The sequence below is a fragment of the Flavobacterium sp. UW10123 genome (assembly GCF_040538975.1).
Lineage (GTDB): Bacteria > Bacteroidota > Bacteroidia > Flavobacteriales > Flavobacteriaceae > Flavobacterium.
Genome location: NZ_JBEWQE010000002.1, coordinates 334400 through 351051, shown reverse-complemented (window position 1 = coordinate 351051; position 16652 = coordinate 334400). Strand labels below are relative to the sequence as shown.

The 16652-nt window shown below is 35.5% G+C and carries 12 protein-coding genes; 11 read left to right on the top strand and 1 reads right to left on the bottom strand.

Annotation, left to right across the window (positions count from 1 at the left end; genetic code table 11):
• Positions 1–48: 48 nt before the first annotated feature.
• From nirB to ABXT06_RS03785, 10 genes are all read left to right on the top strand, one after another.
• Entirely contained in the window at positions 49–2562 is a 2514-nt protein-coding gene (nirB, locus tag ABXT06_RS03830) for a nitrite reductase large subunit NirB (RefSeq protein WP_354589559.1), read from the top strand.
• A gap of 251 nt (positions 2563–2813) precedes the next feature.
• A complete protein-coding gene (gene nirD / locus ABXT06_RS03825; RefSeq protein WP_354589558.1) occupies positions 2814–3191 on the top strand; it encodes a nitrite reductase small subunit NirD in 378 nt (125 codons plus the stop codon).
• Positions 3192–3461: 270 nt separating this feature from the next.
• Positions 3462–4046 carry a DUF4202 domain-containing protein gene (locus ABXT06_RS03820; protein ID WP_354589557.1) on the top strand — a complete coding sequence of 195 codons (585 nt, stop codon included), beginning with the start codon at positions 3462–3464 and terminating at the stop codon, positions 4044–4046.
• Positions 4047–4052: 6 nt separating this feature from the next.
• Entirely contained in the window at positions 4053–5864 is a 1812-nt protein-coding gene (locus tag ABXT06_RS03815; protein ID WP_354589556.1) for a sensor histidine kinase, read from the top strand.
• 633 nt (positions 5865–6497) lie between these two features.
• Positions 6498–7157 carry a response regulator gene (locus tag ABXT06_RS03810; protein WP_354589555.1) on the top strand — a complete coding sequence of 220 codons (660 nt, stop codon included), beginning with the start codon at positions 6498–6500 and terminating at the stop codon, positions 7155–7157.
• 97 nt (positions 7158–7254) lie between these two features.
• Positions 7255–8739: an MFS transporter gene (locus tag ABXT06_RS03805; RefSeq protein ID WP_354589554.1), complete on the top strand. Its 1485-nt coding sequence runs from the start codon at positions 7255–7257 to the stop codon at positions 8737–8739.
• 95 nt (positions 8740–8834) lie between these two features.
• Positions 8835–10103 carry an alginate export family protein gene (locus tag ABXT06_RS03800; RefSeq protein WP_354589553.1) on the top strand — a complete coding sequence of 423 codons (1269 nt, stop codon included), beginning with the start codon at positions 8835–8837 and terminating at the stop codon, positions 10101–10103.
• A 138-nt stretch (positions 10104–10241) separates the two neighbouring features.
• A complete protein-coding gene (locus ABXT06_RS03795) occupies positions 10242–10607 on the top strand; it encodes a hypothetical protein (RefSeq protein WP_354589552.1) in 366 nt (121 codons plus the stop codon).
• 132 nt (positions 10608–10739) lie between these two features.
• Entirely contained in the window at positions 10740–11453 is a 714-nt protein-coding gene (locus tag ABXT06_RS03790) for an endonuclease/exonuclease/phosphatase family protein (RefSeq protein WP_354589551.1), read from the top strand.
• A gap of 3 nt (positions 11454–11456) precedes the next feature.
• Positions 11457–12077 (top strand): class I SAM-dependent methyltransferase, encoded by a 621-nt coding sequence (locus tag ABXT06_RS03785; protein WP_354589550.1) that lies wholly within the window; start codon positions 11457–11459, stop codon positions 12075–12077.
• Between the two features lie 86 nt (positions 12078–12163).
• Here ABXT06_RS03785 and ABXT06_RS03780 read toward each other — a convergent pair whose 3' ends face one another.
• Entirely contained in the window at positions 12164–12868 is a 705-nt protein-coding gene (locus ABXT06_RS03780) for a Crp/Fnr family transcriptional regulator (protein WP_354589549.1), read from the bottom strand.
• Positions 12869–13045: 177 nt separating this feature from the next.
• Between ABXT06_RS03780 and ABXT06_RS03775 the strand changes: the two genes are divergently transcribed.
• A complete protein-coding gene (locus ABXT06_RS03775) occupies positions 13046–16561 on the top strand; it encodes a molybdopterin-dependent oxidoreductase (protein ID WP_354589548.1) in 3516 nt (1171 codons plus the stop codon).
• Positions 16562–16652 lie beyond the last annotated feature (91 nt).

Sequence of the window (16652 nt, the reverse complement as noted above, 5' to 3'; positions counted from 1 at the left end):
TAAGTACAAATACTTATATTTGCCTTGTAATACTTAATTAAAGAAATCATGATTAGAGTAATAGTAGTTGGAAACGGCATGGTTGGCTATAAATTTTGCGAAAAGTTTGTTGCAAAGTCTGAACAAGAAAAGTATCAAATCACGGTATTTGGAGAAGAACCCAGACGCGCCTACGATCGCGTTCACTTAAGCGAGTACTTTGGAGGAAAAACGGCTGATGATTTATCATTGTCAACAACAGATTGGTACGCAAAAAACAATATTATTCTAAACACTTCTGAGTTAATTACAGATATTAATCGTGATGCAAAAACTATACATACCCACTTAGGTAAAACACATACGTACGACTACTTAGTTTTGGCAACAGGTTCATCGGCTTTTGTTCCGCCAATTGAAGGTGTCGAAAAAGAAGGTGTTTTTGTGTACAGAACTATCGAAGATCTAGACGCCATTATGGCTTACGCTAAAAAGATAAAACAAAAAGGCGCAACCGAAGCGGCAGTTTTAGGTGGCGGTTTATTAGGACTTGAAGCAGCAAAAGCCGTTAGAGATTTAGGATTGAATCCGCATGTGGTCGAATTTGCTCCACGCTTGATGCCGAGACAATTGGATCAAGGCGCGAGTGATATGCTTCAGTCAAAAATTGAAGAATTAAACATCGGAATTCACCTTAACAAAGCAACGCAATATATTGACGGAAAGGAAAGTATAACAGGAATGATGTTTGCAAACGACGAATTGTTAAAAGTAGACATGTTGGTTATATCTGCCGGAATTAAACCTCGCGACGAACTGGCAAGAGTTTCAGGGCTTGAAGTTGGTGTACGAGGCGGAATTGTGGTAAACAATCAAATGCGAACATCAGATCCTTCTATTTTTGCGATTGGCGAAGCGGCTCTTTACAATCATAACATTTACGGACTTGTTGCGCCAGGTTACGAAATGGCCGATGTAGCTGCTGAGCAAATCTTAAATGGTGAGAAAACCATGAGAGAAACCATCGATATGTCAACACAATTGAAATTAATTGGTGTTGAAGTTGCGAGTTTTGGTGATCCTTTTATTGAAAATAATGACGTCACAGCTATTATTTATGAAAATAAATTGAGTGGCGTTTATAAAAGAATCAACGTTACAAAAGATTCTAAAAAATTATTAGGCGGAATTTTAGTTGGAGATTCCAGCGATTACAATTCGCTTTTCCAGATTTACATTAACGAAATGGCATTGCCAAAAAATCCTGAAGATTTGATTTTAGGTTCTCGTGACGGTTCTGAAGGTTCATCTTTAGGAAGTGTGATGGATTTACCAGATACAGCTGTAATCTGTTCTTGCGAAAATGTAACTAAAGGCGCTATTTGCTGTAAAATTTTAGACGAATCTTGCGCGACACTTTCAGATGTTGTAAAAGCAACGAAAGCAACTTCTGGTTGTGGAGGTTGTAAACCAATGGTTTCTGATTTGGTAAAAGCAACTCAAAAATCTTTAGGAAAAGAAGTAAAAGAAGTCATCTGTGAGCATTTTAGCTATACACGTCAAGAATTATTCGATTTGGTAAAAATCAACAAATATGAGAACTTCTACGACGTTCTGGATCATCACGGAAAAGGCGACGGATGCGAAGTCTGCAAACCAGTTGTTGCTTCAATTTTCTCTAGTATTTATAATGATACAGCAAATAAACATGTCACGACGCAAGATACAAACGACAGATTTTTAGCGAATATTCAAAGAAACGGAACCTATTCTGTCGTTCCAAGAGTTGCAGGGGGTGAAATTACCGCCGAAAAACTAATCGTAATTGGTGAAGTTGCAAAACAATTCGATTTGTACACCAAAATTACCGGAGCACAAAGAGTCGATTTATTTGGAGCGCATTTAAGTGATTTACCAAAAATCTGGAAAATCTTAATTGACAATGGTTTTGAAAGCGGTCATGCTTACGGAAAATCACTTCGCGCTGTAAAAAGTTGTGTTGGAAATGCTTGGTGCCGTTACGGAATGGACGACAGCGCAGGATTTGCCATCGAACTAGAAAACAGATATAAAGGAATCCGTTCTCCGCATAAACTAAAAGGTGGTGTATCTGCCTGCATTCGCGAATGCGCCGAAGCACGTGGAAAAGATTTCGGACTAATCGCTGTTGAAGGCGGATGGAATTTATACATCGCAGGAAATGGTGGTGCAAATCCAAAACACGCAGTTTTATTGGCCGAAAAAATTGACAAGGAAACTGTAATTAAATATATGGACAGATTCTTAATGTATTACATCCGAACAGCTGGCCCACTGATTAGAACTTCAACCTGGTTAGAAAAATTAGACGGAGGTTTAGAATATTTAAAACAGGTAATTATAGAAGATAGTTTAGGAATCTGCGAAACGCTAGAAACCGAAATGCAAACTTTGGTAAATACTTTCGAATGCGAATGGAAACAAGTTCTGGAAAAACCAAGATTATTAAAACGTTTCAATCATTTTATAAACTCAGACGAAAAAGATGAGAATGCTGTTTTTGTTCCGCTAAGAGATCAAAAAGCACCAAAAGCCTGGTCGTAAAAAATGTTTTAATCTCGCAAAGACGCAAAGTCGCAAAGTCAAATTACAAAAACTTAAAAAAAGCTTACAGAAAAAAACTTTGAGACTTCGCAACTTTGCGAGCAATCTTCGTCCTACATAAACAAGCTCCAAAAAAAAAGAAAAAATCACAAACGTTTGCTGTCCTTCTTGCCCTCTTTTTTACTGCGCCATCAAATCTCTCTTGATTGTAAAAAGAGGGCCAAGAAACAGGAAATCAAAACAAAAACAAAATGGAAGAAATCTTAAATCAATACGAAACAGTTCACGCAAGCGACGCTACAATTTGGTTCAAAGCAGGCAAAGTAGAAGATTTCCCAACCAATCGAGGCGGATGCATCAAATACAAAAACAAACAAATCGCGATTTTCAATTTCACCCGACGCAACGAATGGTATGCTTGCCAAAACGCCTGCCCGCACAAAATGGAAATGGTGCTTTCTAGAGGAATGACAGGCTCAACAGATGATATCCCGAAAATCGCCTGCCCAATGCACAAAAAAACATTTTCATTAATAGACGGCTCAAACCTAAACGGAGACGATTATAAAATAGCAACCTATCCTATAAAAATTGTTGAAAACGAAGTATTTGTTGGTTTTGCGGACTAATTTTAAAGCCACAGATTACACAGATTAAAAGGATTTTTTCTTTGCCACAAATTTCACGAATTTACACTAATTTAATTCGTGGAGATTCTTGAAATTCGTAGCAAAAACAATTCAAATTATCACCAAAGATTAAAGTTTGCGTTAGAAAAAATCCTTTTAATCTGTGTAATCTGTGGCAAAAACAAAAACAATAATTTGCTCAAATTCGTGAATTCGTGGCGAAAAAAAACATAATTCCGTATCTTTGAAATCTATTACTTAACCAAAAAAATGAACACACCTTTTCAAAAAGCAAGTGAATGGATTGATGCCGAAAACGCACAAGACCCAAACATCGAGACCGACCAAAACAAAGAATATCCAAAAGAATTACTGTATTCTGACAGGATGTACAAAAGACTGATGAACTTTGAACCCGATGCATCCGAAGAAATTCAGATTGCTTCAAAAGCCCAGCATATCTGCCGTTGGAAAGTCGCTCGCGAATCGTATCCAATGGATCGCGTTGGTTATTTGAAATGGAGAGAAGAATTGAAAAAATTCCATGCAAAAACTACTGCTGAAATTCTAGTAAAAGCAGGTTATGATCAAACTTTTATTGATCGTGTTTCTTTTTTAATTGAGAAAAAATTACTTAAAAAAGATGCTGAAACCCAATTACTAGAAGATGTTATTTGTTTGGTATTTTTAGAATATTACTTAGAACCTTTCGTAGAAAAACACGACGAAGAAAAGCTTAAAAACATCATAAAGAAAACTTGGGATAAAATGTCGGACAAAGGACATCAGGAAGCTCTGAAAATCAATTATTCTGAAGAAAACTTAAACTTAATAAAAGCTTCTTTAGGATTGTAAAAAGATATGAAGAAAAGCAATCAAGAAGCTGCAGAAAAAATCACTTTCAAAAATTTACGCCGTCTGTATTTTTTTGCGCTTCTTACTATTGCCTTAACTATAATTGTCAGTCAGTTTTTAGTCCAATACAATCTGAACCAGCAGTTAAGTGATTCTAAAATCATTAATTTTTCTGGAAAACAAAGAATGTTGAGTCAGAAAATTGTTAAAGAAGTTCTGATTCTACATTACGTTTCTGATTCGGCTACAGCCAAAAAAACATCGCATTTAAAAGAAGTTTTAGAGCTTTGGAAGAAAAATCAAAATGCGCTGGAAAACGGAAATGACAGTTTAGCTTTTCCAAAAGAAAAATCAGAAACGCTCAATAAACTGTATTTAGAAATAAATCCAATTTTCAATAAAATTGCCCAAACTACAGATGCTTTTTTACTGAATTTACAGCAAAAAAAATCCGCATCTGAAAACCAAAAATTGGTTCAGATTATTTTAGAAAACGAAGGGATTTTTCTTTCGAAAATGAATCAGATTGTAACCCAATACGATCTTGAAGCACACGAAAAAGTAACAGAACAACGCAAAATCGAATATTGGATTTTTGGTTTTACGCTTTTGGTTCTGCTTCTAGAATTCTTCTTCATTTTCAAACCAACCAACAAGAAAATCGAAAAGTTAATTGCTCAGCTTTTATCTTCTGAAAAGAAAGCATTGAAACTGGCATACGACACCGAAATCATCAGCGAAATCAAAGAAAATTCAGTAAAAGAGTTAAAATCGCTCAATTATGCGATGGAAAATACTTTACTGTATTGCCGAATTTCACCAGACGGTTCCATTATTCATATTGGAGAAAAATTTGCCAAACTTTTAAATTATACAAAATTTTCATCCAATAAAAAATTCTCTGAAGTTCTAACAGAAGATGAAAAAGAACAGGTTAATTTCGACCGTTTAATTTTCGAAAAACAGCGCAGTGGCTGGCAAGGCGAAATCAAAATTGTAAATAAAGACGAAAAAGAAATCTGGCTCGATTTGTCGATGGTTCCAGTAATGATCAAAAAAGATGAACTGGAGCTTTTGATCGTTTGTTTTAACATCACCGAACGCAAAAAAGCACAACGCGAAGTCGAACGTTTAAATCTTGAAAATACAACTGAAAAAATCAATCAGCAGAAGATTATTTCAAGTAAAATAGTTGAAAATCAAGAAAATGAGCAAAACCGAATTGCCAAAGAAATTCACGACGGAATTGGTCAAATGCTAACAGGTTTAAAATTTAGTCTGGAAAGCATCAATCTGAACGACAGAGAAAAATCAGAACAAAAAATTGAGTATCTAAAGAAACTTTCGCTAGACATTATAAAAGGTGTTCGAACAGCAACTTTCAACCTAATGCCACCTGAATTAAGCGACCACGGAATCGTTTCGTCACTTTCAAAACTTACTCAGGAACTTTCAAAATTAACTGGAAAAGAAATTCTTTTTTACAACAAAACTGATTTCGATCAACGTTTAGATTCCTTAATCGAAATCAATATTTACAGACTTACACAAGAAGCAATCAACAACGCGATCAAATATGCCGAATCATCACATATTATCGTTCAGCTTTCGCATAGCGAATCCCTTTTAAGCATCATCATAGATGACAACGGAAAAGGTTTCGACATCAATTCCGTCGACAAAAAACGCAACAGCGAATCCGGAATGGGATTATTATTCATGAACGAACGCATCCAGTACATCAACGGGCGCGTTTTCATCAAATCAATCCCAGGCGAAGGAACTAGAATCACTTTCAATATCCCAATTTTAAAATGAATCAATGTGCCAATTAGAAAATTAGATAATTATTTAACGCATCCAAAGAAATTATCTAATTGACACAATATCTCATTTTCTAATTATCATTTGGGCGAGACAGTATTAGAAAAAGTGGGCTATCAATCTTTATCTATATTCGCCCACTTTCCCTAATACTGTCGGGCTATCCGGGCTACTTCGGTAGCTTGCTCCTATCCCTCTCGCGGGCACTCGTTTTCAAAAGAGGACTTATTTACTTAGCATCTTTTTTGCCATTCTGAGGAACGAAGAATCACACAAGAAACTCCGCAATCAAAATCCACAATCTTTACAGCTTTACAATAAAAAAATCTGTTTAAATCTGCGGAATCTGCGTGCAAACAAAACACAATCAAAATCGCCAATCTTTGTAGAGCTACTTGCGGAGATCCTTCGTTCCTCAGGATGACAAACTGGGTGGGAAAACTGGACAAAAAAACTTTGCCAAAGTTTAAAACTTTGACAAAGTTAAACCCATAAATCCTTTGAAATTTGGAATTTCCAACATTAGAAATTTTAATATTGGAATTTACTTTTAAAAAAAGTACGTATATTAGCATCTTCTTTTTAGATGAATATACGTAAAAATCCAGAATCAAAATTAAGTAAACTATGAGCAATATCATTCGTGTAGTATTGGCAGATGACCATGTTTTTGTTAGAGACGGAATCAAATCTTTGCTTGAAAACGAAGCAAACATAGAGGTTGTAGGCGAAGCAATTGATGGTGCAGATGCTCTGGAAGTTGTTTCGGAAACAAAACCAGATTTACTTATAGTAGATATTCGTATGCCAAACTTAACCGGTATCGAGGTAGTAGAAAAACTTAGAAGCGAAAATAACAGCGTAAAAATCATTATGCTTTCGATGCACGAATCAGAAGAATATGTTTTGAAATCTATCAAAGCAGGAGCCGACGGTTATCTGCTAAAAGGTTCAAGCAAAGAAGAATTTCTAAAAGCACTGCATAGTGTTGCCATTGGAGGAAAATATTTCAGTGGTGATATTTCTTCTATATTAATCAGTCAACTGACTAATTCATCATCATCTTTAGAACCTAAGCAAACTCTAGGCGAAGAAATGATGATTACCAAAAGAGAAAAAGAAATCTTAACGCTTCTTTTATCAGGAAAAGGAAACAAAGAAATCGCTGAAGCACTTGACATCAGTAAACGAACTGCCGAAGTGCATCGCTTTAATCTAATGAAAAAGCTGAAAGTAAAGAACTTGATGGAACTTTCGAACAAAGCGACTGAGTATTCTTTAATTTAAAAAATACGTATAAATACGTAATTATTTTTCTAAAACTGCGTTTTAGCAGGTTTTGATTAAGTTATAGTACTTATTTTTACATAAAAATATAAGTACTATGAAAACGACAAACTCATTATCGCAATCACACAAAATTTTATTTTTGAACACATTGGCATTTACAGTGTGTTTTGCCTGTTGGACATTAAATGGGGTTTTAGTAACCTTTTTAGTTGATAACGGAATTTTCCATTGGGATGTTATTCAAGTTGGATGGCTTTTAGGGATTCCAATTTTAACCGGTTCCATCATGCGTCTTCCTATCGGAATCTTAACCGATAAATTTGGCGGAAAATATGTTTTTTCTCTTTTATTATTATTAAGTTCAATTCCGCTCTTCTTTCTTCCCTATGCCGACAGTTTTTTCATGTTTGCCGTACTTAGTTTTTTCTTCGGAATGGTCGGAACCAGTTTTGCAGTTGGAATTGGATATACATCAATTTGGTATCCAAAAGAATGGCAAGGTCGCGCTTTAGGTATTTTCGGAATGGGAAATGCTGGTGCCGCAATTACCACGTTTTTAGCGCCTTCATTATTAAATCATTTTTCAGTAAATGATCCGCAAAACGGCTGGAAAGTTCTTCCTGTTATTTATGCCGTTTCTTTAGTAGTAATTGGCATTGCCTTTTTACTTTTCACTCAAAACAAAAAACCAGAAAGCAGTACCAAAACGGTTTCACAAATGCTTGTGCCATTAAAATCACAAAGAGTTTGGCGATTTGGAGCTTATTATTTCTTGGTCTTTGGCTGTTTTGTGGCGTATTCACAATGGCTATTACCTAATTTTATGAACGTATATCAAACTAGTTTAGTAATGGGCGGTTTGTTTGCCACTATGTTTAGTTTACCTTCTGGCGTTATTAGAGCCTTTGGAGGTTATTTATCTGATAAATTCGGAGCAAGAAAAGTAATGTATTGGGTTTTGGGTTCTTCAGTAATTTTGAGCGCTTTATTGTCAATTCCTAAAATGGAAATTACGACTTCTGGCCCTGGAATCTTAGCAGCTAAAAAAGGCGTTGTAAACCAAATCAGCGATAAAACCGTAAAAGTTGGAGATAAAGAATATCCAATTGCGCAAAAAACAGCAAACACAGCTCAAAATACGATTTTTCCAACCACTTCAAGCTGGCAAGATGTAGTAGTATCACACAATCAAAACGTTGCGAAAAAAGAGCTTATCGCCAAAGGAGTAACGGTTATTAAATTTGATGCCAACATGTGGGTTTTCTTAGTACTTGTAATTCTAATCGGAATTTCATGGGGAATTGGAAAAGCTGCTGTTTACAAACATATTCCAGAATATTTCCCTAATGAAGTTGGCGTTGTGGGCGGAATGGTTGGAATGATCGGCGGATTAGGAGGTTTCTTTGGTCCAATCATCTTCGGATATTTATTAACAGCAACGGGAATCTGGTCAAGTTCATGGATCTTTATTTTAATCTTTTCAACTGTTTGTCTGGTTTGGATGCATTACACTATAACACAACTATCTAAAGAGAAACAAATTAAAGTAAGTAAAGCAAAATTAGAACCAGCATATTAGACTTAGATTAAAAAAAAATTATAAATATGATTGAAATCATAATAAAAAACGGCTTTTTCTTATAATTTTACCTTCGATAAAACCCTAATAATTTTATGAAAAAACTTAAACTAATTTTAATACTTATCGTAGGATTAAGTTTTGAAATACAAGCTCAAGAATTAGATGTAAATCTGCAAATTAGGCCACGTTTTGAATATCGCAACGGCTACAAAACCCTTCTTCCAGAAGGACAAAAAGGAACTTCTCAAATTTCGCAGCGTTCTCGTTTAAACTTTAATTATAAACAAGAAGATTTAATTGTGAAATTGACTTTGCAAAACACGAGAACATGGGGTGATGTAACTCCTGCAACAGTTGCTGATAAAAATGGTGTGGCTGTTTTCGAGGCTTGGGCACAATATAATTTCACTGAAAAATGGAGTGCCAGAATGGGGCGTCAGGTTCTTTCTTACGATAATCAGCGTATTTTGGGTGAAATGGATTGGGCACAGCAAGGTCAAAGCCACGATGCGTTAACGGTTTCTTTTCATGACGAAACTCAAAAATTAGATTTTGGAGGCGCTTACAATTCAGATGCCGAAAATGTATTTCAAACACCTTATAAAGTTGCGAATTATAAAACAATGCAATATGCTTGGTATCATAATCAATTTAACGAAAAATTAGGTGCAAGCTTTTTACTGCTTAATACTGGTTACGAATATGCTCCCGATCCTGCGCCCTCCAAAAAGCTATTAATAGATTACATGCAAACCTTTGGCCCTTATTTAACTTATAAAAAAGATAAAATTGATACTAGTTTTTGGTTGTATGGCCAAACCGGAAAAAGCACCGATCAGCAAGTTAGTGCTTGGAATGCTGCCGCTAACGTTACTTATAGCATAACTGATTCTTTTAAAGCCGGTTTAGGATACGAATTTTTATCAGGAAAAGCGACAAATGACGGAAGTACGGTAATCAAATCATTCAATCCTATTTTTGGAACCAACCATGGCTTTAATGGTTTTATGGATTATTTCTATGTTGGAAATCACTTAAACAGTGTAGGTCTGCAAGATGCTTTTATCAAGCTAAGTTACAATGTAAACAAATGGCAGTTTGGCTTAAGTCCACATGTTTTTTTGGCAGCTGCAGATGTCGTTACACCATTAAATGAAAAAATGGACTCTTACTTAGGAACTGAGATTGATGCTTCTTTTGGCTACAATTTCAAAAAAGACATTACAGTTACAGGAGGTTATTCTCAAATGTTTGGTTCTAAAACCATGGAATTTATCAAAAATGGAGACGCCAATCATACCAACAATTGGGCTTGGCTTATGGTTTCTGTCAATCCAAGAATTTTTAGCTGGAAAAAATAGTTTTTCTTTAAAATTGACTTATATATTTTACCCTTTTCTTATTTCTGGAAAAGGGTATTTTTTTTGTCTTACTGAAATGCTATTATATCATTTAATTATTTATATTTGAATCGATTATGAACCCCCAATTCTATCCTAATGAAACCATTTCTAAAATTATCTCTGGTGACTTTTATTGTCACACAGACAGGTATCGCACAAAAGTACAATGATGCCTTAGTTTCTAAAAACTCAGAAATAAACTTTGCAAAAACGCAAAAAAGAGGAATCAAGAAAAACAACATTGTTTATTATGTTGAAAATGATTTACAAACCATTTCGGCCTATAAAAGAAGCAAATTGAAATGGCAGACTAATGTAATTTCTGTTTGCGGAAAACCAAAAAAAGGAGAACCTGAAATTAGATATGTAGGCTACAATTCAGATAAACTGCTTATCGTAATCGGAAAACATAATTTTGCAGAAATCGACATTAATAGTGGTGAAACAAAATTTGTTGGCTAAGATTTAAAAAATGAAGAAATTTATATAGAATGCCCTTTTTGAAAACAGAAAAAGGGTATTTTTTTTGGTTTGACAGAAATTTAGTTTGTTCTTTAATCTCTATATTTGAGGTAGAAAAAATTTAATTTTCAAATGAAAATCATCGCTTGGAATTGCAACATGGCATTCAGAAAAAAAGCAGCATTCATTCTCGCTTACAATCCTGATATTGTTGTAATTTCTGAGTGCGAAAATCCAGACAAATTAAAATTCCCAAACGAGATACAAGCTCCAAACGATATTCTTTGGTACGGAACCAATCCGCATAAAGGAGTTGGTGTTTTCTCTTATACTGATTATCGGTTTCAATTATTAGAATGCCACAATCCAGCTTTCAAAAACATCTTGCCAATTTCCGTTACAGGCGGAAAAATTGATTTTATCTTATTCGCAATTTGGGCAAATAATCCTGGCGATAAAGACGGAGCTTATGTTACTCAGATTTGGAAAGCAATTCATTTTTACGAAGATTTGATCAAAGAAACCAAAACCATTTTAATTGGCGATTTCAACAGCAATACGATTTGGGATAAACCGCGTCGCGAAGGAAATCATACAACTGTCGTAAACAAATTGGCCGAAAAAAATATCTTCAGCACTTATCACAAATACTTCAATCAAATTCAAGGCAAAGAAGAGCATCCTACTTGGTATCTGTATCGTCATGAAAACAAACCCTATCATCTTGATTATTGCTTTGCTTCAAATGATTTTATAGAAGCTCTAGAAAGTGTCGAAGTCGGGAATTATAAAGATTGGACTTCGTGCAGCGACCATAAACCTTTAATCATTAATTTCAATATATAAACTATGAATAATTGGACCAAACGTTGGGACGACCGCTACAGCACCGAAGAATTTGCATACGGCGAAGAACCCAACAATTACCTTAAAGAACAAATTGAAAAACTAAATCCTAGCGCGATTCTTTTCCCTGCCGAAGGCGAAGGACGAAATGCCGTTTTTACATCAAAACTAGGCTGGAATGTTTCTGCTTTTGATATTAGTGAAGAAGGAAGGAACAAAGCTTTAAAACTCGCTGAAACAAACAATGTTTCGATTGACTATCAAGTTGGCGAATTAGAAACTTTAGATTTTGAGGAAAATCAATTTGATGCGATTACTTTGATTTATGCGCACTTTCCGGCAGAAATTAAATCGGATATTCACAAACAGCTGAATTTATTATTAAAAAAAGACGGAATTATAATCTTTGAAGCTTTCAGCAAAAAACATTTAGAATATGTAACTAAAAATGAAAAAGTAGGCGGACCAAAAGACATTGAATCTCTTTTTTCAATAGAAGAAATCAAAGCCGATTTTTCTAACTACGAAATCATCGAATTAGAAGAAAAAGAAATCGAACTCAGCGAAGGTTTATTTCATAATGGAACGGGTTCTGTTATTCGATTTGTGGGAAGGAAAAAATAAGCGCATTCGACGTGGAGATGCTCTGTAGTGCATCTCCACAATAGGAAACCTTTGCATCTTTGAACCTTTGAGCCTTTGCCCCTCATCTAAAAATATTTATGCTCCATAATTTCAGCGCGCAAAGCTGAAACTTCCAAAATCCCAATTCGCTTCCCAACTGTCTGAATCAAAGCTTCCTTTTTAAGACTAGAGATAATACGAATAGCTTGCTCTTCCGTCGTTCCTGCAAAATCAGCTATTTCTTTTCTTGAAAGATCAATATCAATTAAACCATTGATTTGTCCGAATTTGCGATGAATATAAAGCAGTAAATCAATCACACGTTCACGAACATTCATGTGAGCGATTTTACGAATATTGTTTTCGCTTTTATTTAATTCTTCTGCGTAAAAAAGCATTAAAGCGTAGGTAAACTCAGGAACTTCTTTTAAAATTTCAAGCATCGTTTCGTTGCTGAAATTACACAAAACAGTATCTTCAAGCGCATAAGCACCAATTAAGTATTTTTTACTTGTTCCGAATCCGCGAAAACCAATAATATCACCATTTGAAGTTAAACGAACTATTTGTTCACGGCCGTTTATTCCCGTTTTAACCGTTTTAGCTTTTCCTTTGCAGATAAAATAAAGCCCTTGCAAAGATGCTCCTTCCACAATAAACGGATCCGCTTTTTTGCAAATTACCTGCTGTTTCTTAGATACATAGTTTTTCATCTGCTCCAAATGCAGATGCTTCTTGATAAAACAATTTTCATTGGTACAAGAATAACAAAGGGTTTGTTCTTCTTTCATGAGTCCAAATTTTTATCAAATTAAAAACTAATTTGTTGTTGCTCATTTTATTGCATCAAAAATAAAAAAATAAATTTAAAAATTACGTATTAATACGTAAAAATACGTATTTTTGTATACGTAATTTATTTACATCGAAAAATAGATTTCAGAATCAGCATCTAAAAAAGTACGCTAATGCAAAATACCAAAATCAAAACTACCTGTTCCTATTGCGGCGTTGGCTGTGGTATCATTGTGACTAACGATGCCAAAAACGGCGTAATGGCTGAAGGTGACAAAGATCATCCTGTAAACAAAGGAATGTTATGTTCAAAAGGAATGAATCTGCATTACGTAGTCAACGATACTTCTGACCGAATTTTATACCCTGAAATGCGAGGCAGTAAATCATATCCGCTTGAGCGAGTGAGTTGGGACACTGCCTTGGATCGTGCGGCAGCCGTTTTTTCTTCTATTATAAAAAAACACGGACCGGACAGCGTTGGTTTTTACATTTCGGGACAATGTTTGACAGAGGAATATTATTTGGTAAACAAACTCGTAAAAGGTTTTTTAAAGACCAATAACATCGATACCAATTCCCGACTTTGCATGAGTTCTGCTGTTGTGGGTTATAAAAAGACTTTTGGGGAAGATTCTGTACCAATTGCTTACGATGATATCGAATTAGCCGATACATTTTTAATTACAGGTGCAAATCCAGCATGGTGTCACCCTATTCTTTTTAGAAGATTAGAAAAACACAAAGAGAAAAATCCGAAAACAAAAATAATCTGCATCGATCCAAGACGCACCGATACGGCCGCTTTCGCCGATTTACATCTTCAAATTCTTCCCGGATCTGATATTATTTTATATCATGCCATTGCCAAACGAATTATCGAAAAAGGCTACGTAGATCATGATTTCGTTAAAAATCATGCAGAAAATTTCAAGCAATACAAAGACTTGGTTTTAGGAACTTCATTAGAAAAAGCTTCTAAACTTTGCGGTATCTCAGTAAACGATATTAAACTCGCTGCAGATCTTATCGGAAAAGCAAAAGGTTTTATTTCGCTTTGGGCAATGGGGTTGAACCAAAGCGCTGTTGGTGTTGATAAAAACACAGCCTTACTAAACTTATCTTTACTAACGGGGCAAATCGGAAAACCAGGTTCAGGACCATTTTCATTGACAGGTCAGCCAAACGCAATGGGCGGACGCGAAGTGGGCGGAATGGCAACACTCCTTGCTGCACATAAAGACATTGCAAATGCAGAACATCGGAAAGAAGTTGCCGATTTTTGGGGCGTTGACGAAATCTCAGATAAACCGGGTTTAACGGCAACGGAAATGTTCGAAGCACTGGAATCAGGAAAAATGAAAGCCGTTTGGATTATCTGCACGAATCCGTTAGTGAGTTTACCAGATTCCCGAAGAGCCGAAAAAGCGCTTAAAAACGCCAAATTTGTGGTCGTTCAGGATATTTCGCATAATGCGGATACTGCTAAATTTGCCGATTTACTTTTACCTGCTGCCGGCTGGTTAGAAAAAGAAGGAACGATGACGAATTCGGAGCGACGTATTTCTTATTTACCAAAAGGAATCAATGCTCCTGGAGAAGCACTTCCAGACATTGAAATTTTGATTCGTTTTGCTCAAAAAATGAATTTCAATGGATTCAATTTCAACAGTGCAGAGGAAATCTACAAAGAACATTGCGCCCTTACCAAAAACACTAATATTGATATTTCATTCTTAAATTATAATCGTTTAAAAACAGAAGGCACTTTTCAATGGCCAGTTCCTGATTACAATCATCCGGGAACTCCAAGATTGTTTACAGATAAAAAATTCTATACGCCTTCGCAAAAAGCAATTTTCAACTTGCCTGTTTCGATTGAAAATACTTCAGTTCAGCCAAACCCCGAATTTCCTTTTATTCTAACAACAGGAAGAATTCGCGATCAATGGCACACAATGACGAAAACTGGAAAAGTGTCAAGATTATTAACCCATATTCCGAGTCCGGTTTTAGAAATTAATCCGATTGACGCTTTTAAAAATGATATTAACAACGGAGATATTGTCACCGTTTCAAGCAAAAATGGCGAAGTTCGGGTAAAAGCAAAAGTGACGGACACAATCAAAGAAAAAGTCCTTTTCTTGCCAATGCATTGGGGAAAACAACTTGAAAATGATTTAAACCGAACGAATAATTTGACGAATACTGTTGTCGATCCCATTTCAAAAGAACCAGATTTTAAGTTTACCACCGTTTCTATCAAAAAATACGTAAAACCATTTCAAAAAATTGCTATTGTGGGCGCGGGGGCGGCTTCGTTCCGATTCATTCAAAACTATCGTGAATTCAATACAACCGATGAAATTATTGTTTTTTCCAATGAAGTAAATCCGTTTTACAATCGTGTTTTGCTTCCAGAATATATGACGGGAGAATTCACTTGGGAACAGCTTTTAAAAGTAAAAGACGGTGAAACTTTCAATAAGTTAAAAATAACGATGAAAGCTGGAGTTGCTATTGATAAAATAGACACTCAAAACAAAATTATAAAAGACAGTCAAGGTGAAACCCATACTTTCGATTCGTTGATTCTTGCAACAGGAAGCCGTCCGTTTGTTCCTGAAAATGCACAGCTTCATCTTCCCGGCCGATTTACCGTTCGAAGAAAAGAAGATGCTGATCGTTTGAAAAAACATCTCGACAGCACCAATCTTCCACCAGAAGAACAACATGTTGTCATTATTGGCGGTGGATTATTAGGATTGGAATTGGCAGCGGCTTTAAAACATAAAAAAGTAAAAACAACAATAGTTCAAAGAGCTTCCCGTTTGATGGAACGTCAACTGGATCGTATTTCGAGTAAGCTTTTAGCCGAAGAAGTACAGCTTCGTGATATTCAGATTTACTTTGATAATGAAGTCAGCACCGTTTTTGAAACCGATAATCCAAACGAAATCGAGATTGCTTTAAAAAGTGGTAAAATATTGACTGCGAATGCGATTGTATATACGATTGGAACGATTCCAAACATTGAAATTGCTCGAGAAAGCGGTTTAATCTGCGGAAGAGGCGTAAAAGTCAATCAATATTTACAGACTTCAAATCCCGATATTTTTGCGATTGGCGAAATAGCCGAATTCAACAACAAACTATTCGGAATCACTTCTGCCGCCGAAGAACAGGCTGATATTCTGGCAAATTTCTTAGCAGGAGATATCAGCAGTTATTACAAAGGTTCGATTTTAATGAATATTCTAAAATTAGAAGACATCAATCTTTGCAGTATTGGCGATTTGACGATTCCGGAAAATGACGATTCGTATGAAGAAATTGTCTTCACAGATTTGAAAAAACGCTATTACAAAAAATGCATCGTAAAAGACGATCTTTTGGTTGGAGCCATTTTAATGGGCGATAAAAACGAGTTTGCCGAATTCAAAACCATGATCGAAAGTAAAATCGAATTATCAGACAAACGAAACACGCTTTTAAGAGGAAGTTCAAATGCAAAACCAGTTCTAGGAAAATTGGTTTGTTCATGCAGTCAAGTCGGTGCCGGAAACATTGAAGAAACCATTAAAAGTGGCGTCAACGATTTCACTGAATTATGCAAAAACACAGGCGCAGGTTTGGGATGCGGAAGTTGTAAAACGGAGGTTAAGGAGATTCTAGCAAAATGTAAATAGGTTTTGTTGTCTTACTTTGAGCATAAATTTTAACGCAAAGAGCGCAAAGTTTTTTCGCAAAGTTTCGCAAAGTATATTTAAAGGAGACAAA